General features: G+C 75.2%; 2 protein-coding genes. Both read right to left on the bottom strand.

The features are described from left to right. Nucleotides 1–5: 5 nt before the first annotated feature. A complete protein-coding gene (locus tag ACH4T9_RS27985) occupies nt 6–22,565 on the bottom strand; it encodes a type I polyketide synthase (protein ID WP_396674149.1) in 22,560 nt (7,519 codons plus the stop codon). A 336-nt stretch (nt 22,566–22,901) separates the two neighbouring features. Then, nucleotides 22,902–23,759: a metallophosphoesterase family protein gene (locus ACH4T9_RS27980; protein ID WP_396674150.1), complete on the bottom strand. Its 858-nt coding sequence runs from the start codon at nt 23,757–23,759 to the stop codon at nt 22,902–22,904. Nucleotides 23,760–23,791 lie beyond the last annotated feature (32 nt).

Below are 23,791 nucleotides of genomic sequence, written 5' to 3'. Positions count from 1 at the left end.
AACGGTCAGGAATCGGATCCGTCAAGCGCCAGCTTGACGAGGGTGTCGGCGTCCATCTCGTCGATGAGGTCGATGCTCTCGTCGGTGGACTCGGCGGCGTCGGTCTCGGCGTCGGTGAGGTTCAGCAGCAGTTCCAGCAGGCCCGCGTCCCGGAGCCGGGCCAGCGGGATGGTCGCGAGGGCCTGGCGGACCGTCGACTCCGACGGGTCCGGGCCGTCCGACCGCCGTGCCTCGGGGAGCAGCCCGTCGAGCAGGTGCTCCGCGAGGGTGGTGGGGTTCGGGTAGTCGAAGACGAGGGTCGCCGGCAGCGGCAGCCCGCTCGCGGCGGTGAGCCGGTTGCGCAGCTCCACCGCGGTCAGCGAGTCGAACCCGAGCTCCTTGAACGCCAGCCGGGGCTTGACCCGGTCCGTGCCCGGGTGACCGAGCACCGCCGAGGCGTGGGTGCGGACCAGGTCGACCAGGTGCCGGAGCTGCTCGGCGCGGGGCAGGGTGCGCAGGTGCTCCCGGAGCCCGTCGGCGGCACCGCCCGGCTGCTCGTCGGCGGGGGCGCGCAGCGCCTCCCGGGCCTCGGCGAGGTCGTCGAGCAACGGCCGGGGGCGGGCCGAGGCGTACGCGGGGGCGAACACCGCCCAGTCGACGTCGGCCACGGTCAGGGCGGGTCGGGGCTGGCCGACGGCGTACCGCATGGCGTGCACGGCGTCGTCCGGCGCCATCGCGCCGAGGCCGCGCCGGGCCAGGGCCTGCTGGGCCTCGACGCCGGCCATGCCACCGTCGGCCCACGGCCCCCACGCCACCGACGTCGCCGCGAGGCCCCGGGCCCGCCGCTGGTCGGCCAGCGCGTCGAGGAACGCGTTGCCCGCCGCGTAGGCGCCCTGCCCGCCGCTGCCCCACACCCCGGCGATCGAGGAGAACAGCACGAACGCGTCCAGCGGCCGGTCGCCGAGCAGGTCGTCCAGGTGCACCGCGCCGGCCACCTTTCCGGCGAGGACGGCGGCGAAGCCGGCGAGGTCGGTCTCGGCGAGCAGGCCGACATCGCCGGCCCCGGCGGCGTGCACCACCGCCGTCAGCGGCGCCGGGTCCTCGTCCAGGGTCGCCAGCAGGGCCGCGACCTGGTCCCGCTCGGCGACGTCGCACGCCACGATCGAGACCCGGGCGCCGTGCGCGGCCAGTTCCTCCCGCAGCTCACCGGCACCCGCGGCCCGCTCGCCGCGGCGGCTGGTCAGCACCACGTGCGCGGCGCCGTTGGTGACCGCCCAGCGGGCCACGTGGGTGCCGAGCGCCCCCGTTCCGCCGGTGATCAGCACCGTGCCCGACGGCTGCCAGCGTTCCCCGGCGGCCGGGGCGGAGGCTGCCGCCCGCGCGAGCCGCCGGACGAAAACGCCGGTGGGCCGTACGGCGATCTGGTCCTCGTCCCCGGCGCCGGCGACCACCCGGACCAGCCGGTCCCAGCCGGCGGGGTCGACGTCGTCGGGCAGGTCCATGAGGCCGCCCCACAGGTGCGGGTGTTCCAGTCCGGCGACCAGCCCGAGGCCCCACAGTCCACTCTGGGCGACCCGCCGGACCGCGTCGCCGTCCCCGGTGCCGACCGCGCCCTGGGTCAGGCACCACAGCCGGGTCTTCGTACCGGTGTCGTGCAGCCCCTGGAGCAGCAGCAGGGTGGCCGCCGTGCCGACGGGCACGGCCGGGCTGTCCGGGTGCGGCTGGTCGCGGAGGCCGAGCAGGGAGAGCACGCCGGTGACCGGCCGGTCGGCCAGCGTCTCGGCGAGCTGCCGCGCGAGGTCGTCCCGGTCGGTGCGGGCGGGGTCGACGGTCAGCCGGAGCACGTCGGCGCCGGCCGAGGCCAGGGCCTTGGCGGCCTCCTCGGTCCGCGCGCCGGTGACCGGGTCGTCGTCCTGCGGCGACACCAGCAGCCAGGTGCCCGCCGGGATGGCGGCGAGGTCGGTCCGCTTCCACATGATCCGGTACGACCAGCCGTCGACCAGGACGCGTTGCCGGCGGGCCCGGTGCCACGTCGACAGCACCGGCAGGGCCGGGGCGAGGGCGTCGAGGTCACCGCCGGCGCCGAACTGGGTCGCGAGGGCGGTGAGGTCGCCGCTCTCCACGGCCGTCCAGAACTCGGCGTCGCCGCCGTCGCCGACCGGCCGGCGGGCCGGGCGGGCGGGCTCGGGCCAGTACCGCTCCCGCTGGAACGCGTACGTCGGCAGGTCGACCCGCCGCGCACCGGCCCCGGCGAACCACGGCTGCCACGTCACCGGCACCCCGTGCACGTGCAACTCGCCCAGAGCCGCCAGCAGCCCCTGCGCCTCCGACCGGTCCCGACGCTGCACCGCCACCGCCAACACGTCCCCACCAGCAGGCAACACATCAGCCGCCATCGCCGTCAGGACACTCTGCGGCCCGACCTCCAGGAACGTGTCCACCCCGGCATCACGCAACGCGGCGACCCCGTCAGCGAACCGCACCGCCTCCCGCACATGCCGCACCCAGTACCCCGGGGTACGGATCTCGTCGTCGGCGATCGCACCGGTCAGGTTCGACACCACCGGCAACCGCGGCGCCGCGAACGTGAGCCCGGCCAACACCGACCGGAACTCGGCCAGCATCGGCTCCATCAACGGACTGTGGAACGCGTGACTCACCGACAACCGACGAGTCCGCACCCCCCGGCCCCGCCACAACTCCGCCAACCCGTCCAAGGCGGCGATCTCGCCCGAGACCACCACCGACGCCGGCCCGTTCACCGCCGCGACACCGACCCGGCCGGCGAGACCGTCCAGGCTCTCCGCCACGTCCACCTCTGACGCGCCCACCGCCAACATCCCGCCACCGGCCGGCAACGCCTGCATCAGGCGACCACGCGCCGCCACCAGCACACACGCGTCCGCCAGCGACAACACCCCCGCCACGTACGCGGCCGTGATCTCACCCACCGAATGACCGCCCACGAAGTCCGGCACCACACCGAACGACTCCACCAACCGGAACAACGCCACCTCGACCGCGAACAAACCCGCCTGCGTGAACACGGTCTGATCGAGGAGATCGGCGTCCGACGTGCCCGGCTCGGCGAACAGCACCGGCTTCAACGGACCTGGCAGCAACCCGTCCAACTCGGCGCACACCTCGTTCAGCGCCGACGCGAAGACGGGGAATCCGTCGTACAACTCGCGGCCCATCCCGGCGCGCTGCGCGCCCTGGCCGGAGAACAGCACCGCCAGCGGTCCGCGTTCGACAGCGGAGCCGGTGACCACCGCGCCGGACGGCTCACCGCCGGCGAGGGCGGTCAGCCCCGCCAGCAGGTCGTCGCGGTGCGCCGCGACGACGACGGCCCGGCGGGTCAGGGCCGGTCGGGTGGTGACCGAGGACCAGGCGACCTCGACGGCCCCGAGGCCCTGGTCGGCGGAGAGCCACCGGGTCCACCGGTCCGCCTGCGCGGCCAGCGCCACGTCGGTGCGCGCCGACAGCAGCACCGGCACCAACGGAGGCAAGGCGTCGCCGACCGTCCCGCCCTCGATCGCCTCGGCGGGCGGCTGCTCGATGATGACGTGCGCGTTGGTGCCCGAGATCCCGAACGAGGAGACGGCCGCCCGACGGGGCCGGTTCACCGCCGGCCACGGCGTCGCCTCGGTGGCCAGGGTGACCGCACCCGCCGTCCAGTCGATGTGCGGGGACGGCTCGTCGACGTGCAACGTCGCCGGCACCACACCGTGCCGCATCGCCATGATCATCTTGATCACACCGGCCACCCCGGCCGCGGCCTGCGTGTGACCGATGTTCGACTTCACCGACCCGAGAAGCAACGGCCGATCCGCCTGCCGGTCCTGCCCATAGGTGGCGAGCAGCGCCTGCGCCTCGATCGGATCGCCCAGCGTGGTGCCCGTGCCGTGCGCCTCCACCACGTCGACCTGCTGCGAGCTGAGCCGGGCGTTGGCCAGCGCCTGCCGGATCACCCGCTGCTGCGACGGACCATTCGGCGCCGTCAACCCATTCGACGCACCGTCCTGATTCACCGCCGTACCCCTGACGACGGCCAGAATGTTCCGACCCTCACGCTGCGCGTCCGACAGCCGCTGCACCAGCAGAACCCCGACGCCCTCCGACCAGCCCGTGCCATCGGCCGACGCCGCGAACGACTTGCACCGACCGTCCTGCGACAGACCACGCTGACGCGAGAACTCGATGAACGTCCCCGGCGTTGCCATCACCGTCACACCACCAGCAAGAGCCAGATCACACTCACCAGACCGCAACGCCTGAACCGCCAGATGCAACGCCACCAACGACGACGAACACGCCGTGTCCACGGTGACGGCCGGCCCCTCCAAGCCGAACGTGTACGCCACCCGACCCGAGAGGACGCTGCCGGAGTTGCCGGTGCCGATGTACCCCTCGACCTCGCCCGGCACATCCATCAGCACGGAGGCGTAGTCGTGGTACATCACGCCCGCGAACACACCGGTCCGACTGCCCCGAACCCGCTGCGGATCCACCCCGGCCGACTCCAACGACTCCCACGACGCCTCCAACAGCAGACGCTGCTGCGGATCCATCGCCAGGGCCTCACGCGGGCTGATCCCGAAGAAGGCCGGATCGAACTCCCCCGCCCCGTACAGGAAGCCGCCGTGCCGGGTGTACGAGGTGCCCGGCCGGTCCGGGTCCGCGTCGAACAACGACTCCAGGTCCCAACCCCGGTCCGCGGGGAACTCCCCGATCCCCTCGCCGCCGCCGGCCAGCAACGCCCACAGCTGCTCGGGCGTCTCCACCCCGCCCGGGTACCGGCACGCCATGCCCACGATCGCGATCGGCTCGTCGCCGCCGACCGTCACCGGCAGATCCGGCCCAACCTCGACGACCTCGGTACCCAGCAGGTCGGCGAGCACGTGCTCAGCCAGCGCCTGCGGGGTGGGGTAGTCGAAGACCAGGGTCGAGCCGAGGCGCAGTCCCGTCGCGGCGTTGACCCGGTTGCGCAGCTCGACCGCGCTCAGCGAGTCGAATCCGAGGTCCCGGAAGGCCCGGTCCGCCGGCACCGCCTCCACACCGTCGTGCCCCAGCACCTGCGCGGCCAGGCCCCGGACGAGCAGGGCGACCTGCGCCCGACCCTCGTCCTCGGTGAGCCGGGCGAGCCGGCCGGCCAGGCTGTCGCCGCCCTGTCCCGCCTGGCGGCGCGTCGTGGTCGTGCCGACCAGCGCCCGCAGCATCGGCGGCACCACGCCGCCGGCGGCGGCGGCCCGCAGCGCGGGCACGTCGATCACCGCCGGCACCAGGGTCGGCCGGTCCACGGCCAGCGCCGCGTCGAACAGCGCCAGGCCGGTGTCGGCGCTCATCGCGGTCAGGCCGGCCCGCTCCGACCGGGCCCGGTCGACGCCGCCGAGGGACGCCGCCATCCCGGCCGTGTCCCACATCCCCCACGCGAGGCTGACCGCCGGCAGACCGGCCTGCCCGCGGTGCGCCGCCAGGGCGTCCAGGAACGCGTTGCCCGCCGCGTACGCCGCCTGGCCGGGCGAGCCGAGCACCCCCGCGATCGAGGAGAACAGCACGAACAGGTCCAGGTCCAGATCGGCCGTCGCCTCGTGCAGGTGCCAGCCCGCCGACACCTTCGGCGCCAGGACGCCCGCGAGTTGGTCGGCCGTCAGCCCCTCGACGAGGCCGTCGTCGAGCACACCGGCCAGGTGGACGACGCCCGCCAGTCGGCCCGTCGAGGTGACGTCCGCGACCAGCCCGGCCACCTGCGCCCGGTCGGTGACGTCGCACGCCACCACCCGGGCGGACGCGCCCAGCCCGGCCAGCCGTTCGACCAGCTCGTCGGCGCCGGCGGCCGCCGGGCCCCGCCGGGACGCCAGCACCAGCGCCCGGAGCCCGTGTGCCCGGACCAGATGCTCCGCGACGAGGGCGCCCAGCGCGCCGGTGCCGCCGGTCACCAGGACTGCGCCGGCGTCCGCCACGATCGGGGCGTGCGACGACGGCCCCGACGCGCGCACCAGCCGTGGCACGAACACCCGGCCCGCGCGGAGGGCCACCTGAGCGCCCGCGGCGTCCTCGGCGACCCGCGCCAGGACGGCCACCAGACCCGCGTCGACGTCGCCGTCGACGTCGGCCAGCACGATCCGGCCGGGATGCTCGGACTGCGCCGACCGCAGCAGGCCCCACACCGCCGCACCCGCCAGATCGGCCACGGCGTCGCCGTCCCGGGCCGCCACCGCGCCCCGGGTCACCACCACCAGCTTCGAGTCCGCCAGGGCGTCGGCGGCCAGCCAGGACCGCAGCTCCGCCAGTACCGTCGAGGCGAGGGCCCCGACCGCGTCGGGCACCGCACCATCCTGCGGGGCGGTGGCCGGGAGCAGCAGCAGGGCGGGCGTCTCGGTGCCGCCGTCGAGCGCGGCGAGCAGGTCGGCGACGGTCCGGTGGGCGCGCCCGGTGGCGACGTCCCGAGGCTCGCCGAGGGTCACCCAAGCCGGTACGTCGGCCGGGACGACCTCGGCGGCCCGCCAGGCGACCTCGAACAGCGACCGGGCTGCCACGGCCGGGGCGGCCCGGCCGATCAGCTCCCGCAGGGTCAGCGAGTCCACGGACACCACCGGCGTGCCGGCCTCGTCACCGGCGACCAGCCGCACGCCGGTGCCCTCGCGGGTCAGCCGCACCCGCAGCACCCGCGCGCCCGAGGCGTGCACCTGCACACCGGAGAACGCGAACGGCACCCGGGGCGCGGCGGACTCCTCGAACAGCAGGGCGACGGGGTGCAGGGCGGCGTCCAGCAGCGCCGGGTGCACGCCGAACCGCGCGACGTCGCCGGCCGCGTCGTCGGGCAGGGCTACCTCGGCGAAGACCTCGCCGCCGCCCGTCCAGACCCGGCGCAGCCCCTGGAACGCCGGCCCGTACGCCAGGCCGCGCTCGGCGAACGCGTCGTACCAGCCGGTCAGGTCGACCTCGTCGGCGCCCACGGGCGGCCACGGGCCGACGCCCGGCTCGGCGGCGGACGCCGGTTCCAGCACCCCGTCGGCGTGCCGGGTCCAGCCCGCGTCGGGGGCGTCATCGGGTCGGGAGTGGATGGTGACGGTGCGCTGCGGCGCGTACCCCGGCGCCGACACCCGGACCTGGATGCGCACGCCGCCGGAGGGCGGCAGCACCAGCGGCGCGGCGATGGTCAGCTCCCGTACCCGGGACGCGCCCACCTCGTCGCCGGCCCGCACCGCGAGTTCCACCAGCGCGGTGCCCGGCAGCAGCACCGCGCCCGACACCGCGTGGTCGGCGAGCCACGGCCGGGTGGCGAGCGCCAGCCGGCCGGTCAGCACGACCTCGCCGTCGCCGGCCAGGTCGACGGCGGCGCCGAGCAGCCCGTGCCCGGCCGCGCCGAGGCCCGCGCCGGCCACGTCACCGGCGCGCAGCCGGCCGACGTTGGGCCAGTACCGCTGCCGCTGGAACGCGTACGTCGGCAGGTCGACGGGGTTTGCGCCCGGCAGCAGGGCGGACCAGGTCACGGGCACGCCGTGGACGTGCAGTTCCGCCAGCGCGTGCAGCAGCGAGACGGGTTCCGGCCGGCCGGGGCGCAGCGCCGCGACGACCGCGACCGAGTCGTCGTCCGGCAGGCAGGTGCGGACCATGCCGGCGAGGACCGCGTCCGGGCCGATTTCGAGGAACATGCCGACGTTGCGCTGCCGCAGGCAGGCGACGCCGTCGGCGAAGCGGACGGCCTCCCGGACGTGCCGCACCCAGTAGTCGGGGGTGCCGATCTCCTCGGCGTCGGCGATCCCGCCGGTGAGGTTGGAGACCACCGGCAGCAGCGGCGGGCGGAAGGTCAGCCCGTCGAGGACCGCCCGGAACTCGGCCAGCATCGGTTCCACCAGGGGGCTGTGGAAGGCGTGGCTGACCCGCAGCCGGCGGGTGCGCATCCCCCGGGCGGACCACGTCCGCTCCAGGGCGTCCAACGCGTCGAGCACCCCGGAGACCACCACCGCGGTCGGCCCGTTGACCGCCGCGATCCCGACGCGGTCGGTCAGGCCGGCCAGGTCCCCGGTGACCGCCGCCTCGTCGGCGGCGACGGCGAGCATCCCGCCGCCGGCCGGTAGGGCCTGCATCAGCCGGCCCCGCGCGCCCACCAGGGCGCACGCGTCGTCGAGGGAGAGCACCCCGGCCACGTACGCGGCGGTCACCTCGCCGATCGAGTGGCCGGCGACGAAGTCCGGCACGATCCCGTACGACTCGACGAGGCGGAACAGGGCCACCTCGACGGCGAACAGGCCGGCCTGGGTGAAGGCGGTCTGGTCCAGCAGCTCGGCGTCGGCCGAGCCCGCCGGGGCGTTCAGCACGTCCCGCAGCGGGCGGGGCAGGTGCGGGTCGAGATGGGCGCACGCCTCGTCCAGCGCGGCGGCGAAGACGGGGTACGCGGCGTACAGCTCCCGGCCCATGCCGGCGCGCTGCGCGCCCTGGCCGGAGAAGACGACGGCGGTGCGCCCGCCCCGGGCGGTGCCCTGGACGACGGCGGGCGTGGGCTGCCCGTCGGCGAACGCGTCCAGGGCGGACAGCAGGCCGCCCCGGTCGGCTGCCAGCAGGACGGCGCGGTGTTCGAAGACGGACCGGCCGGTGGCCAGCGCCCGACCGATCCCGGCGACGGTCAGGTCCGACCGGTCGGCCGCCAGGCCGTGCAGCCGGCGGGCCTGCCCGCGCAGGGCGGCGTCGCCGCGCGCCGACAGGACGCAGGGTACAAGGCCGCCGGGGACCTCCCCGACCACCGCCGGGGTGGTCGCGGGGGCCGCCGCCGGCGCCTGCTCGATGATGGTGTGCGCGTTGGTGCCGCTGATCCCGAAGGAGGACACGGCGGCGCGGCGGGGCCGGTCCAGGGCCGGCCAGCGGCGGGTCTCGGTGAGCAGTTCCACCGCCCCGGCGTCCCAGTCGATGTGCGGGGACGGCTCGTCGACGTGCAGGGTCGACGGCAGCAGCCCGTGCCGCATCGCCAGCACCATCTTGATCACACCGGCGACACCGGCGGCGGCCTGCGCGTGCCCGATGTTGGACTTGATCGAGCCGAGCAGCAGCGGCCGGTCGGCGGGCCGGTCCTGGCCGTACGTGGCCAGCAGCGCCTGTGCCTCGATCGGGTCGCCGAGGGGGGTGCCGGTGCCGTGCGCCTCGACGGCGTCCACGTCCGCCGCCGTGAGGCGGGCGTTGGCCAGGGCCTGCCGGATCACCCGCTGCTGGGCGGGGCCGTTCGGGGCGGTCAGGCCGCTGCTCGCGCCGTCCTGGTTGACCGCGCTGCCCCGGACCACGGCGAGGACGCGGTGCCCGTTGCGCTGTGCGTCGGAGAGGCGTTCCAGCAGCAGCATGCCGATGCCCTCGGCGAAGCCGGTGCCGTCGGCGCCCGCGCCGAAGGCCTTGCACCGGCCGTCGGGCGAGAGGCCGCGCTGCCGGGAGAACTCGGTGAGCATGCCGGGGGTGGACATCACGCTGACGCCGCCGGCGAGCGCGAGCCGGCACTCGTCCTGGCGCAGCGCCTGGGTGGCCAGGTGCAGGGCGACCAGCGAGGAGGAGCAGGCGGTGTCGACGGTGACGGCGGGGCCCTCCAGGCCGAACAGGTACGAGATCCGGCCCGATGCGACGCTGCCGGCGCTGCCGTTGCCGACGTAGCCGTCCAGCTCGTCGGTGGTGTCGGCGGCCTGGGACGCGTAGTCGTGGTAGATGAGCCCGACGTAGACGCCGGTGCTGCTGCCCCGGGCCGTGTGGGGGTCGATGCCCGCCCGCTCGAAGGCCTCCCAGGAGGTCTCCAGCAGCAGCCGCTGCTGCGGGTCCATGGCCAGCGCCTCCCGGGGGGAGATCCCGAAGAAGCCGGCGTCGAACTCGGCCGCGTCGTGCAGGAAGCCGCCCTGGCGGGGGCCGTTGCCGTCGTCGCCGGTGCGCAGGTCGTCCGGATCCCAGCCGCGGTCGGTGGGGAACGGCGCGATGACGTCGGCCCCGGCCGTGACCAGGTCCCAGAGCTGCTCGGGGGTCTGCACGTCGCCGGGGAACCGGCAGGCCATGCCGATGATCGCGATGGGCTCGTCGAGGGCGGTGGCCGCGCCGGCTGCCTTGCCGGCGGCGGGCGCCTCGACGCCGCCGAGCTCCCGGTCGAGGAAGTCGGCGAGGACGACCGGGGTGGGGTAGTCGAACGCCACGGTGGCGGGCAGCCGCAGCCCGGTGGCGGTGGCCAGCCGGTTGCGCAGTTCCACCGAGGTCAGCGAGTCGAAGCCCAGCTCCTTGAAGCCGCGCTGGGCGTCGACGCGGTCGGCGGAGCGGTGCCCCAGCACGGCGGCCACGCTCGCGGCGACCAGGTCGAGCAGGTGGCTGCGCCGCTGCGCGGAGCTGAGCGTGGCCAGCCGCCCGCGTTCCGAGGCGGTGTCGGCAAGCCCCTGCCCGGCGGTCCGCCGGACGGGGCCGGTGGGGCGGACCAGCTCGCGCAGCATGCCGGGCACCGCGCCGGCCGTCGGCCGGGCCGTGGCCGGCGGCAGGTTCATGAGTACGAGGTGCACGCCGCCGTACTGCCGGGCCAGGTCGAACAGGGCGGTGCCCTCGACCTCGGTCAGCGGGGCGCTGGTGGCCCGGATCGCCCGGCGGTGGGCGTTGCCGCCGAGGTGGGCGGTCATCGCGCTGGCGGTGTCCCACAGTCCCCAGGCGAGGCTCGTGGCGGGCAGCCCCTGCTGCTGGCGGAGGCGGGCGAGGGCGTCGAGGAACCCGTTCGCCGCCGCGTAGTTGCCCTGCCCGGGCGAGCCGAGGGTGGCCGCCACCGAGGAGAACATCGCGAAGGTGGCCAGGTCGGCGTCGCGGGTGGCCCGGTGCAGCGCCCAGCCGGCGTCGACCTTCGGGGTCAGCACCGCGTCGAGGGCCTGCTCGTCGAGGGAGCCGATGGTGGCGTCCGCGATCACGCCGGCGGTGTGCACCACGGCGGTCAGCGGGTGCGCCGGGTCCACCTGCGCCAGCAGGCCGGCGACCTGGTCGGGGTCGGCGACGTCGGCGGTGGCGGTGGTGACGTGGGCGCCGTGGCGGGTCAGCTCCGCCACCAGGTCGCGGTAGGCCTCGGGGCCGCGGCGGGAGGCGAGCAGCAGGTGCCGGGACTGGCCGGTGGTCACCAGATGCCGGGCGAACACCCCGGCCAGTGCGCCGCCGGCGCCGGTGATCAGCGTGGTGCCGTCCGGGTCCATCGGGGTGGGGATGCGCAGCACCACCTTGCCCACGTGCCGGGCCTGACTCATGTGCCGCAACGCCCGCCGGGCGTGCTGGACGTCCCACACCCGCACCGGCAGCGGGCGCAACACGCCCTGCTCGAACAGCGCCAGCAACTCGGCCAGCATCTCGCTGATGCGGGCGTGCCCGGCCTCGTTGAGGTCGAACGCCCGGTAGGTCACGCCAGGGTGGCGCTCGGCGACCTGGCGGGGGTCGCGGATGTCGGTCTTGCCCATCTCGACGAACCGGCCACCACGAGGCAGCAACCGCAACGACGCGTCGACGAACTCACCCGCCAGGGCGTCGAGCACCACATCCACCCCGGCACCACCCGACACCGAACCGAACACCCGCTCGAACTCCGTGGTCCGCGACGACGCGATCCGCTCCGCATCCACCCCCAGACCCCGCAACACCCCCCACTTACCAGGACTCGCCGTCGCATACACCGTCGCACCCAAATGCCGCGCCAACTGAATCGCCGCCATACCAACCCCACCCGCACCCGAGTGGACCAACACCGACTCACCCGCCCGCAACCCCGCCAGATCCCGCAACGCGTACCACGCCGTCAGGAACACCACCGGCACGGACGCCGCCTCGGCGAAGGTCCAGCCGGCCGGAATCCTCGCGACCAGTTCCCGCGTGGCGGTGACCTGGGGGCCGAAGGCGGGTTCGAACATGCCCATCACCCGGTCGCCGGGGGCCAGGCCGGTCACCCCCGGACCGACCTCCACCACCACACCCGCACCCTCACTACCCATCACCGCCGACGGATCCGGATACATCCCCAACGCGATCAACACATCCCGGAAGTTCACCCCGGCCGCCCGCACCGCGATGCGCACCTGCCCCGCGTCGAGGGGGGCGGGGGTGGCCGGCGTGAGACTGATCCCGTCGAGGGTGCCGGGGGCGGTCGCAGCGAGGTGCCACAGCCCGTCCGGCGGGGTCAGGTCGTCGCCGGCCGAGGCGCCGGTGCGGGTCAGGCGCGGGGAGCGGACCTCGCCGCCGCGCACCGCGACCTGCCCGCCCGTGGGCGACGGATCCTCGGCGACGCCGGCCAGCAGGTCCCACAGCTCGGGTGAGAGGTCCCGGTCGACGTCGGCGAGGACGATCCGGTCGGGGTGCTCCGACTGCGCCGAGCGCAGCATGCCCCACACCGCCGCGCCCACCGGGTCGCGCAGCTCGTCGGCGGGGACGGCCGCCACGGCGCCCCGGGTCACCACGACGAGCCGGGTGTCCGCCAGTTCCCCGGCAGCCAGCCAGGACTGGAGCACGCCGAGCACGTGCGCCGTGGCCGTCCGCACGGCCGCCGGCACGTCGGCGTCCGCCGGCTGCGGGATCGTCACCGGCAGGAGCAGCACGCGCGGCCGGCCGTCCGTTCCGGCGGCCATGGCCGCGGCCAGGTCGGCCACGGTGGGGTATCCGGCCACTCCCGGCCCGGTGGTCCCGGCCGCGTCGCCCAGCAGCACCCGGCCGGTGGGGTCGGTGGCGGGGGTGACGTCCTCGGCCTGCCAGCTCACCTCGAACAACGACCGGGCCGCGGCGCCCGAGGCCGCGACCCCGGTCATCTCCCGCAGCACGAGCGAGTCCACCGACACGACCGGGGCGCCCGTGCCGTCGACCGCGACCAACCGCACACCGCTGCCCGCCCGGGTCAGCCGGACCCGCAGCACCGAGGCGCCCGACGCGTGCACCTGCACGCCCTCGAACGCGAACGGCACCCGCGGCCCACCGGAGCCCTCGGTCAGCAGCAGGCCGATCGGGTGCAGGGCGGCGTCGAGCAGCGCCGGGTGCACCCCGAAAGCCGCCGCGTCGCCCGCCGCGTGTTCCGGCAGGACCACCTCCGCGTACGCCTCACCGGCCGCGGTCCACGCCCGACGCAGGCCCTGGAACACCGGCCCGTACGCCAGACCATGCCCCGCCAGAGCCGCGTACCACCCGGTCAGATCCACCTCGGCCGCACCGACCGGCGGCCAGTCGCCCACGCCGGGCTCGTCCGGGGAGGCGGCCTCCAGGACGCCCTCCGCGTGCCGGACCCAGCCCGCGTCGTCGTCCTCCTCCGGCTGCGAGTGCACGGTCACCAGCCGGGCGCCGGACGGGCCGGCCGCGCCGACGCGCACCTGCACCCGCACCCCGGCCGACGCCGGCAACGCCAACGGCGTCAGGACGGTCAACTCCCGCACCCGCGACGCGCCCACCTCGTCACCGGCCCGCACCGCCAACTCCACCAACGCCGTACCCGGCACCACCACCGAACCAGCGACCACATGCTCCGCCAACCACGGATGAGTGCCAGCCGACAACCGCCCCGTCAACAACACCTCGTCGCCGCCGGCGAGGCGCACCGCCGCGCCGAGCAGGCCGTGGCCGGCCGCGCCGAGTCCCGCGCCGGAGACGTCACCGCCGAACGAGCGGTCCACCGCCGGCCAGAACCGCTCCCGCTGGAACGGGTACGTGGGCAGGTCGACCGGGGCGGCGCCGGACCCGGCGTACACCCTCGCCCAGTCGACGCCGACGCCCGCGACGTACAGCTCCGCCAGGCCAGACAGCATCTGCGCGGGGCCGCTCTCGTCGCGGCGCAGGGAGCCCACCACCACGCCGGGGCCGGCCGGGTCGGCGGCCCGGTCGAGCGCGTCCTGGACCACCACCTTGAGCACCGGGTGGGGACTGACCTCCACGAAGACCCGGAAGCCCTCGGCGATCAGCCGGTCGACCACCGGCGCGAGCCGGACCGGTTCGCGCAGGTTGCGGTACCAGTAGTCGGCGTCGAGCTGGGCGGTGTCGATGAGGTCGCCGGTCACCGTCGAGTAGAAGGACACGGCGGTCGGCTCGGCGTCGACGGCGCCGAGCGCGGCCGACAGGTCGTCGCGGACCGCCTCGACGTGCGCGCTGTGCGAGGCGTAGTCGACGGCGATCCGCCGGGCCCGCAGGTCGCGCTCGGCGCAGTGCGCGAGCAGCGCGTCGACGGACTCCGCGGCGCCGGAGACGACGGTCACGGCGGCGCCGTTGATGGCGGCGATCGACAGGGTGTCCGCCCACGGCGCGATGAGCTGCTCGGTGTCGGCGGCCGACAGGGGCACGGAGAGCATGCCGCCCCGGCCCGAGATCGCCAGCAGGCCGCGGCTGCGCGCCACGACCAGCCGCATCGCGTCCGGGAGGGTGAGGGCGCCGGCGGCGCACGCGGCGGCGATCTCGCCCTGCGAGTGGCCGACGACGGCGTCCGGGGCGATCCCGCACGCCTTCCACAGCCGCGCGAGGGACACCATGACGGAGAACAGGGCGGGCTGGACCACGTCGACCCGGTCCAGCGGCGGCGCGCCGGGCGCCTGCCGCAGCACGTCCTCCAGTGACCAGTCCACCAGCCGGGACAGCTCCTCGGCGCACTGCCGCATCCGCTCCCGGAAGGCCGGGGACGACTCCAGCAGGTCCAGCGCCATCCCGACCCACTGCGAGCCCTGGCCGGGGAAGACGTAGGCGACCTTCGGCGTGCCGTCGACGGGGGTCGGCGCGGCCTCGGAGCCGGCGAGCGCGGCCAGCTCGGCGAGGGCGGCTTCCCGGTCAGCGGCGACCACGACCGCCCGGTACGGGTGGTGGGCCCGTCGGGTGGCGAGGGAGAGCCCCAGGTCGGCGAGGGTCAGGTCGGCGTCCTCGGCCAACTGCCCACGGATCCGGGAGGCCTGCTCCCGCAGGGCCTGCGGGCTGCGCCCGGACACCGTCAGGGGCACGCCGGTCGGGCCGGCCAGGCCGGGCCGCTCCGGGGCGGGGGTCGGCCGGGCGGCGGGGGCGCTGTCGTCGGGCGCCTGCTCGATGATGGTGTGCACGTTGGTGCCGCTGATCCCGAACGAGGACACGGCGGCGCGGCGGGGCCGGTCGACGGCGGGCCACGGCCGCGGCGCGGTGAGCAGCGCCACCGCGCCGGAGTCCCAGTCGACGTGCGGGGACGGCTGGTCCACGTGCAGGGTGGACGGCAGCAGACCGTGCCGGATTGCCATGATCATCTTGATCACGCCGGCCACCCCGGCCGCGGCCTGGGAGTGCCCGATGTTCGACTTGATCGACCCGAGGAACAGCGGCCGGTCCACCGGCCGGTCCTGCCCGTACGTGGCCAGCAGCGCCTGCGCCTCGATCGGGTCGCCCAGCATGGTGCCGGTCCCGTGCGCCTCGACGGCGTCCACGTCGGAGGCGCCGAGCCGGGCGTTGGCCAGGGCCTGCCGGATCACCCGCTGCTGCGACGGCCCGTTCGGCGCGGTGAGGCCGTTGGACGCGCCGTCCTGGTTCACGGCGCTGCCGCGCAGCACCGCCAGCACCCGGTGCCCGTTGCGCCGGGCGTCCGACAGCCGCTCCACGAGCAGCATGCCCACGCCCTCGGACCAGCCGGTGCCGTCGGCGGACGCGGCGAACGCCTTGCACCGGCCGTCGGGGGCCAGGCCGCCCTGGCGGGAGAACTCCGAGAACATGCCCGGCAGCGCCATCAGGGCGACGCCGCCGGCCAGCGCCAGGTCGCACTCGCCGCCACGCAGCGCCTGGGCGGCGAGGTGCAGGGCGACCAGGGACGACGAGCAGGCGGTGTCGACGGTGACGGCGGGGCCCTCCAACCCGAAGGTGTAGGAGACCCGTCCGGAGGCGACGCTGCCGGCCGTGCCGGTCAGCAGGTGCCCCTCGAGGCCGTCCAGATCCTCGTTCCCGCCCGTGGCGTAGCCGGAGGAGGCCGCACCGACGAAGACGCCGGTGGCGGTGCCGGTCACGCCGTCGGGGTCGACACCGGCGTACTCGAATGCCTCCCAGGCGGTCTCCAGCAGCAGCCGCTGCTGGGGGTCCATGGCGAGGGCCTCACGGGGGCTGATGTTGAAGAAGCCGGCGTCGAAGTCGGCGGCGTCGTAGAGGAAGCCGCCCTGGTCGGTGACGGTGCTGCCGGTGTCGTACAGGCGGTCCAGGTCCCAGCCCCGGTCGGTGGGGAACCCGCCGATCGCGTCGGCGCCGGAGGTGACGAGCTGCCACAACTGCTCCGGGCTGGCCACCCCGCCCGGGTAGCGGCAGGCCATCCCGATGATCGCCACCGGCTCGTCGGTCGCGCCGACGCCGACCGGGCGGACGGCCACGGCGGCGTCGGTCGCGGCGAGGCCGAGCTGCCCGAACAGGTAGTCGGCGAGCCGGGCCGGGGTGGGGTGGTCGAAAGCCAGCGTGGCGGGCAGCCGCAGCCCGGTCGCCGAGCCCAGCCGGTTGCGCAGCTCCACCGAGGTGAGCGAGTCGAAGCCCAGTTCCTTGAACGCGCGGGCGGCCGGCACGGCCTGTGCGGAGGCGTGGCCCAGCACGGCCGCGGCCTGCCCGCAGACCAGCTCCACCAGCAGCCGCCGGGCGTCCGCCTCGGGCAGGCCGACGAGCCGGTCCCGCCAGGAGGCCCCCGCCGTGGGGGCACCGCCGGCCCGCCGCCGGCCGCCGGCGCGCACGAGCTGCCGCAGCAGCGGCGGCACCTGTGACGGGTCGCCGGTGACCTGCAACCGGGCCGCCACGACCACCGGCGACACCACCGGCAGGGCCGCGTCGAACAGTTCGACGCCCTCGGTCGCGGAGAGTCCGGTCATCCCGACCCGCCGCTGCCGCTGCTGGTCGTCGCCGTCGAGGTGCGCGGTCATCCCGCTGGTGGTGGCCCACAGGCCCCAGGCGACGCTCGTCGCGGCCAGGCCCCGCTGCCGGCGTTGCCCGGCCAGGGCGTCGAGGAACGCGTTCGCCGCCGCGTAGTTGCCCTGCCCGGGCGAGCCGAGGGTGGCCGCGAGGGAGGAGAACGTCACGAACGCGGCAAGGTCCAGGTCGGCCGTGGCCTCGTGCAGCGCCCACCCGGCGTCGACCTTCGGCGCCATCACCGTGGCGACGGCCCGCTCGTCGAGCGAGGTGACGGTGGCGTCGGCGAGCACCCCGGCGGCGTGCACCACCGCGGTCAGCGGGCGCGCCGGGTCGACCCGGCCGATCAGCTCCCTGACCTGCGCGGGGTCGCTGACGTCGACCGCGACGGCGGACACCCGCGCGCCCGCGTCGGTCAGCTCGCGGACCAGGGCGGCGTAGTCGTCCCGACCGTCGTCGTCGGGGTGCCGGCGGGAGGCGAGCAGCAGGTTCCGGGACTGTCCGGTGGCCACGAGGTGCCGGGCCACCACCCCGGCCAGCGTTCCGCCCGCGCCGGTGATCAGCGTGGTGCCGTCCGGGTCCATCGGGGCGGGGATGCGCAGCACCACCTTGCCCACGTGCCGGGCCTGACTCATGTGCCGCAACGCCCGCCGGGCGTGCCGCACGTCCCACACCCGCACCGGCAACGGACGCAACACGCCCTGCTCGAACAGCGCCAGCAACTCCGTCAGCATCTCGCCGATCCGGGCGCTGCCGGCCTCGTTCAGGTCGAACGACCGGTACGCGACGCCCGGGTATCCGGCCGCCACCGCCTCCGGGTCGCGGACGTCGGCCTTGCCCATCTCGACGAACCGGCCACCACGAGGCAGCAACCGCAACGACGCGTCGACGAACTCACCCGCCAGGGCATCGAGCACCACATCCACCCCGGCACCACCCGACACCGAACCGAACACCCGCTCGAACTCCGTGGTCCGCGACGACGCGATCCGCTCCGCATCCACCCCCAGACCCCGCAACACCCCCCACTTACCAGGACTCGCCGTCGCATACACCGTCGCACCCAGATGCCGCGCCAACTGAATCGCCGCCATACCGACCCCACCCGCACCCGAGTGGACCAACACCGACTCACCCGCCCGCAACCCCGCCAGATCCCGCAACGCGTACCACGCCGTCAGGAAGACGAGGGGCACGGAGGCGGCCTGCGCGAACGACCAGCCGGCGGGCATCCGGGCGAGGCGCTCCCGGGGGGCGACCGCGAGCGGGCCGAAGCCCAGCTCGAACATGCCCATCACCCGGTCGCCGGGGGCCAGGTCGGTCACCCCCGGACCGACCTCCACCACCACACCCGCACCCTCACTACCCATCACCGCCGACGGATCCGGATACATCCCCAACGCGATCAACACATCCCGGAAGTTCACCCCGGCCGCCCGCACCGCGATGCGCACCTGCCCCGCGTCGAGGGGGGCGGGGGTGGCGGCCGGCACCAGCGCGACCCCGTCGAGGGTGCCCGGGGCGACGGCGGCCAGGTGCCACGCCCCGGACGGCGGGGTCAGCTCGTCGGCCGTGGGCCGGACCAGCCGGGGCACGAACGTCCCGTCGGCGCGGACGGCGAGCTGACCGCCGGTCGCCGTCGGGTCGGCTACGACGCCGGCCAGCACCGCGAGGGTCGCCGGGTCGAGCGGACCCTCGACGTCGGCGAGGACGATCCGGTCGGGGTGCTCCGACTGCGCCGAGCGCAGCAGGCCCCACACGGCGGCACCCGCCAGGTCGGTCACCTGGTCCTCGTCCCGGGCGACGACCGCACCCCGGGTGACCACGACGAGCTTCGCGTCGGCGAGCGCGTCGGCGGCGAGCCAGGACCGCACCACGGTCAGGGCGTCGTTCGTGGTCGCGCGCACCGCGCCGGGCACGTCGACGCCGGGGGTCGCGTCGGGCGTCCACAGCAGGGCCCGGGGGGACCCGGCCCGCGCGTCGGCGAGCGCCGTGGCGAGCGCGTCGACGTCGGCGAAGCCCGGCAGGTCGAGCCCGGCGATCGACGGCCCGAGCAGCGCCCAGCCGGACAGGCCGTCGGCCGGGATGATCTCCTCCGGCAGCCACGTCACCTCGAACAGCGACCGCGCCGCCGCGCCCGGGGCGGCCACCGCCGTCATCTCCCGCAGCACCAGCGAGTCCACCGACACCACGGCCGCGCCGGACTCGTCCACCGCCACCACGCGCACGCCGGATCCCGCACGGGTCAGCCGGACCCGCAGCGCCCGCGCACCCGAGGCGTGCACCTGAACGCCCTCGAACGCGAACGGCACCCGCGCCCCGCCACCCTCACCGGCCAGCAGCGACGCCACCGGATGCAACGCCGCGTCCAGCAGCGCCGGGTGCACCCCGAAAGCCGCCGCGTCGCCCGCCGCCTGCTCTGGCAGGACCACCTCCGCGTACGCCTCACCGGCCGCCGTCCACGCCCGACGCAGGCCCTGGAACACCGGCCCGTACGCCAGACCATGCCCCGCCAGAGCCGCGTACCACCCGGTCAGATCCACCTCGGCCGCACCGACCGGCGGCCACTCCCCCAGCACCGGCTCGTCGGCCGACACCGGCTCCAGCGCACCCTCGGCGTGCCGGACCCAGGCCCCGTCGGCCTCCTCGTCCGGCTGCGAGTGCACGGTCACCGAACGGGAGCCGGACGGATCGGCCGCGCCGACGCGCACCTGCACCCGCACCCCGGCCGACGCCGGCAACGCCAACGGCGTCAGGACGGTCAACTCCCGCACCCGCGACGCGCCCACCTCGTCACCGGCCCGCACCGCCAACTCCACCAACGCCGTACCCGGCACCACCACCGAACCAGCGACCACATGCTCCGCCAACCACGGATGAGTGCCAGCCGACAACCGCCCCGTCAACAACACCTCGTCGTCCCCGGCGAGGCGCACCGCCGCGCCGAGCAGCGGATGGCCCGCGACACCCAGCCCGGCGCCGGACACGTCGCCGACCTGCCACGACACCGCGTCGGGCCAGAACCGCTCCCGCTGGAACGCGTACGTCGGCAGGTCGACCCGCCGCGCACCGGCCCCGGCGAACCACGGCTGCCACGTCACCGGCACCCCGTGCACGTGCAACTCGCCCAGAGCCGCCAGCAGCCCCTGCGCCTCCGACCGGTCCCGACGCTGCACCGCCACCGCCAACACGTCCCCACCAGCAGGCAACACATCAGCCGCCATCGCCGTCAGGACACTCTGCGGCCCGACCTCCAGGAACGTGTCCACCCCGGCATCACGCAACGCGCTGACCCCGTCAGCGAACCGCACCGCCTCCCGCACATGCCGCGCCCAGTACCCCGGAGTACGGATCTCGTCGTCGGCGATCGCACCGGTCACGTTCGACACCACCGGCAACCGCGGCGCCGCGAACGTGAGCCCGGCCAACACCGACCGGAACTCGGCCAGCATCGGCTCCATCAACGGACTGTGGAACGCGTGACTCACCGACAACCGGCGGGTCCGGACACCCCGGTCCCGCCAGGTCCGCTCGATCCCGTCGAGGGCCTCCACCGCACCGGACACCACCACAGACGCCGGCCCGTTCACCGCCGCGACACCAACCCGGCCGGCAAGGCCGTCGAGGCTCTCCGCCACGTCCACCTCGGACGCGCCCACCGCCAACATTCCCCCACCGGCCGGCAACGCCTGCATCAACCGGCCACGAGCCGCCACCAGCACACACGCGTCCGCCAGCGACAACACCCCCGCCACATACGCGGCCGTGATCTCACCCACCGAATGCCCACCCACGAAGTCCGGCACCACACCGAACGACTCCACCAACCGGAACAACGCCACCTCGACCGCGAACAAACCCGCCTGGGTGAACACGGTCTGATCCAACAGGCCCGCCTCGACGCTGCCCACCGCCGCGAACAGCACCGGCCTCAACGGCTGCGGCAACAGCCCATCCAGCAGCCCACACACCTCGTCCAGGGCCGACGCGAACACGGGGAACCCGTGATACAACTCGCGGCCCATCCCGGCCCGCTGCGCCCCCTGACCGGAGAACAACACCGCCAGCGGACCCCGGTCCCCGGCGGTGCCGGTGACCGCCACACCCGACGACTCACCCGCCGCCACGGCGCGAAGCCCGGCCAGCAGGCCGTCCCGGTCGGTCGCGGCCAGCACGGCCCGGCTGTCCAGGGTCGACCGGGACGCGACCGACGACCAGGCGACGTCCAGGGGGCGCAGGTCCCCGTCGGCGGCCAGCCAGGCGGCCCAGCGGCCGGCCTGACCGGCGAGCGCGGCGGGGTGCGCGGCGGACAGCAGCACCGGCGCGGCCGGGAGCCGGCGGGACGGCGCGGGGGCGTCCTCCGGCGTCTCGGGGGTCGGGGCCTGCTCCAGGACGAGGTGCGCGTTGGTGCCGCTCATGCCGAAGGACGACACGGCCGCCCGCCGGACGTGTTCGCCGCCGGCCCACGGGCGGGCCGCGTCGAGCAGGGACACCGCCCCCGTCGACCAGTCGATGTGCGGGGACGGCTGCGCCACGTGCAGGGTGGGCGGCAGCACACCGTGCCGCATCGCCATCACCATCTTGATGACGCCGCCGGCGCCGGCGGCGGCCTGGGGGTGGCCGATGTTCGACTTCAGGGACCCCAGCCACAGCGGGCGGTCGGCCGTCCGGCCCTGGCCGTACGTGGCCAGCAGCGCCTGCGCCTCGATCGGGTCGCCGAGCCGGGTGCCGGTGCCGTGCGCCTCCACGACGTCGATGTCGGCCGGCGTCAGCCGGGCGTTTTCGAGGGCCTGCCGGATGACCCGCTGCTGGGCGGGGCCGTTCGGGGCGGTCAGCCCACTGCTGGCGCCGTCCTGGTTGACGGCGCTGCCGCGGATCACCGCGAGGACGGGGTGGCCGTTGCGCCGGGCGTCGGAGAGCTTCTCGACGAGCAGCATGGCGACGCCCTCGGACCAGCCGGTGCCGTCGGCGTCGGCCGAGAACGCCTTGCACCGGCCGTCGGAGGCGAGCCCGCGCTGCCGGGAGAACTCGACGAAGGCGCCGGGGGTGGCCAGCACGGTCACGCCGCCGGCCACCGCGAGGGAGCACTCGCCGTCGCGCAGCGCCTGGCCGGCCAGGTGCAGGGCGACGAGCGAGGACGAGCAGGCGGTGTCGATCGTGACGGCCGGCCCCTCCAGTCCGAAGGAGTACGCCAGCCGGCCCGACATGACGCTCGCCGCGGTGCCGGTGAGGACGTACCCCTCGGTGCCCTCGGGCAGTTGCCGCAGGACGCTGGTGTAGTCCTGGCCGGCCGTGCCGACGAAGACGCCGGTGCGGCTGCCCCGCAGCGACGCGGTGTCGAGGCCGGCCCGCTCGAAGACCTCCCAGGTCACCTCCAGCAGGAGCCGCTGCTGCGGGTCCATGGCCAGCGCCTCGCGCGGCGAGATCCCGAACAGGGACGGGTCGAACAGCCCGGCGTCGGCCAGGAAGCCGCCCCGGTTGCTGTAGGTGGTGCCCTGGTGGTCCGGGTCCGGGTCGTACAGCCGGTCCAGGTCCCAGCCCCGATCCTCGGGGAACGTGCCGGTGGCGTCCACGCCCCCGGCGACCAGGTCCCACAGGTCCTCGGGCGAGGCGACCCCGCCGGGGAACCGGCAGGCCATGCCGACGATCGCGATCGGCTCCGAATCCTCGTTCTCCAGCTCGCTCAGGCGCCGACGCGCCAGGCGGAGCTCGGAGGTCACCCACTTCAGGTGTTCGAGGAGCTTGTCTTCGTCCGCCATGACCCACCCGCCCAGAGCTTGCTATCGATCAGAATCTGCCGATTCGCTGACCACACCACCACCGGCGGCCCGACTCCGCGCACATTTCGGTGGAGACATGACCATTCGGCGCATGGACGCAATTCCTATTTCAATTTCAGTTTCTGTTTCCGGTACCTGTTCAAGCGCCCGCCGCGACACCGCGCCGACCACCCTGCCGACCCATGCCCGCCACCGTGAGTGGACGGTACTGAGCGCCGACCTCGCCCCCAACCCCTAACGGACCCCTGATCGGGCGGTCCTGACGGGCCGTCGCGGTGGTCGTCGCAGCGCGACGATCGATACGAACGGGGCCGGTCAGACGCGGTGTTGGACGGTCTGCGGCAGAATCTGGCGGAGCCGTCCGGGCGGCGTGGCGCGACGCCGCCACTCCCGTGGATAGCCGACCGAGACCTCCTCGAAGCGGACCCCGTCGTACCAGGTGGTCCGCGGGATGTGCAGGTGTCCGTACACCGCCACGCGGGCGTCGAAGCGCACGTGCCAGTCGGCCGTGGCCTCGGTGCCGCACCATTGCGCGAACTCCGGATACCGCAGAATCCGGGTGGGTTCCCGGACGAGGGGAAAGTGGTTGACCAGAATGGTGGGCAGCCCGTTCCGCTCCTCGGTGAGCCGCCGCTCGGTGTGGGTCAGCCGGGCCCGGCACCACGCGTCGCGCGTCGGGTACGGGTCGGGGTGCAGCAGGATCTCGTCGGTGCAGACCACGCCGACCTCGTGGGCCCGTTCGAGGGCCTGCTCCTTGGTGTACGTCCCGGGCGGCCGGAAGGTGTAGTCGTACAGCAGGAAGAGCGGAGCGACGAGCACCGGATCGCCCTGCGGGTCCCAGATCGGGTAGGGATCCTCCGGGGTGACGACGCCGAGGCCCCGGCACAGCTGCACCAGGTGCCGGTAGCGGGCCTCGCCCCGGAGCTGGTTCGGGTCGTCGCGGGGCGTCCACAGCTCGTGGTTTCCCGGTGCCCAGATCACCTTGGTGAAGCGGCGGCTGAGCAGGGCCAGCGCCCACTCGATGTCGCTGACGAACTCGCCGACGTCACCGGCGACGATCAGCCAGTCGTCGTCGGTCTCCGGCCGCAGCCCTTCGACGACGGCCCGGTTCTCCTTGTAGACCACGTGCAGGTCACTGATGGCGAGCAACTGAGGCAGGCCCGATCCGGCCACCCGGACCTCCGTCCATCCCGGGTACCGCGCGC

Source organism: Micromonospora sp. NPDC020750 (genome assembly GCF_044334565.1).
Classification (GTDB): Bacteria; Actinomycetota; Actinomycetes; order Mycobacteriales; family Micromonosporaceae; genus Micromonospora.
This window is presented reverse-complemented; position numbering and strand designations above follow the sequence as displayed.

Bases quoted from the DNA above. Each gene is read 5' to 3' on its own strand.
- ACH4T9_RS27985 (WP_396674149.1), bottom strand. From the start codon at position 22,565: ATGGCGGACGAAGACAAGCTCCTCGAACACCTGAAGTGGGTGACCTCC.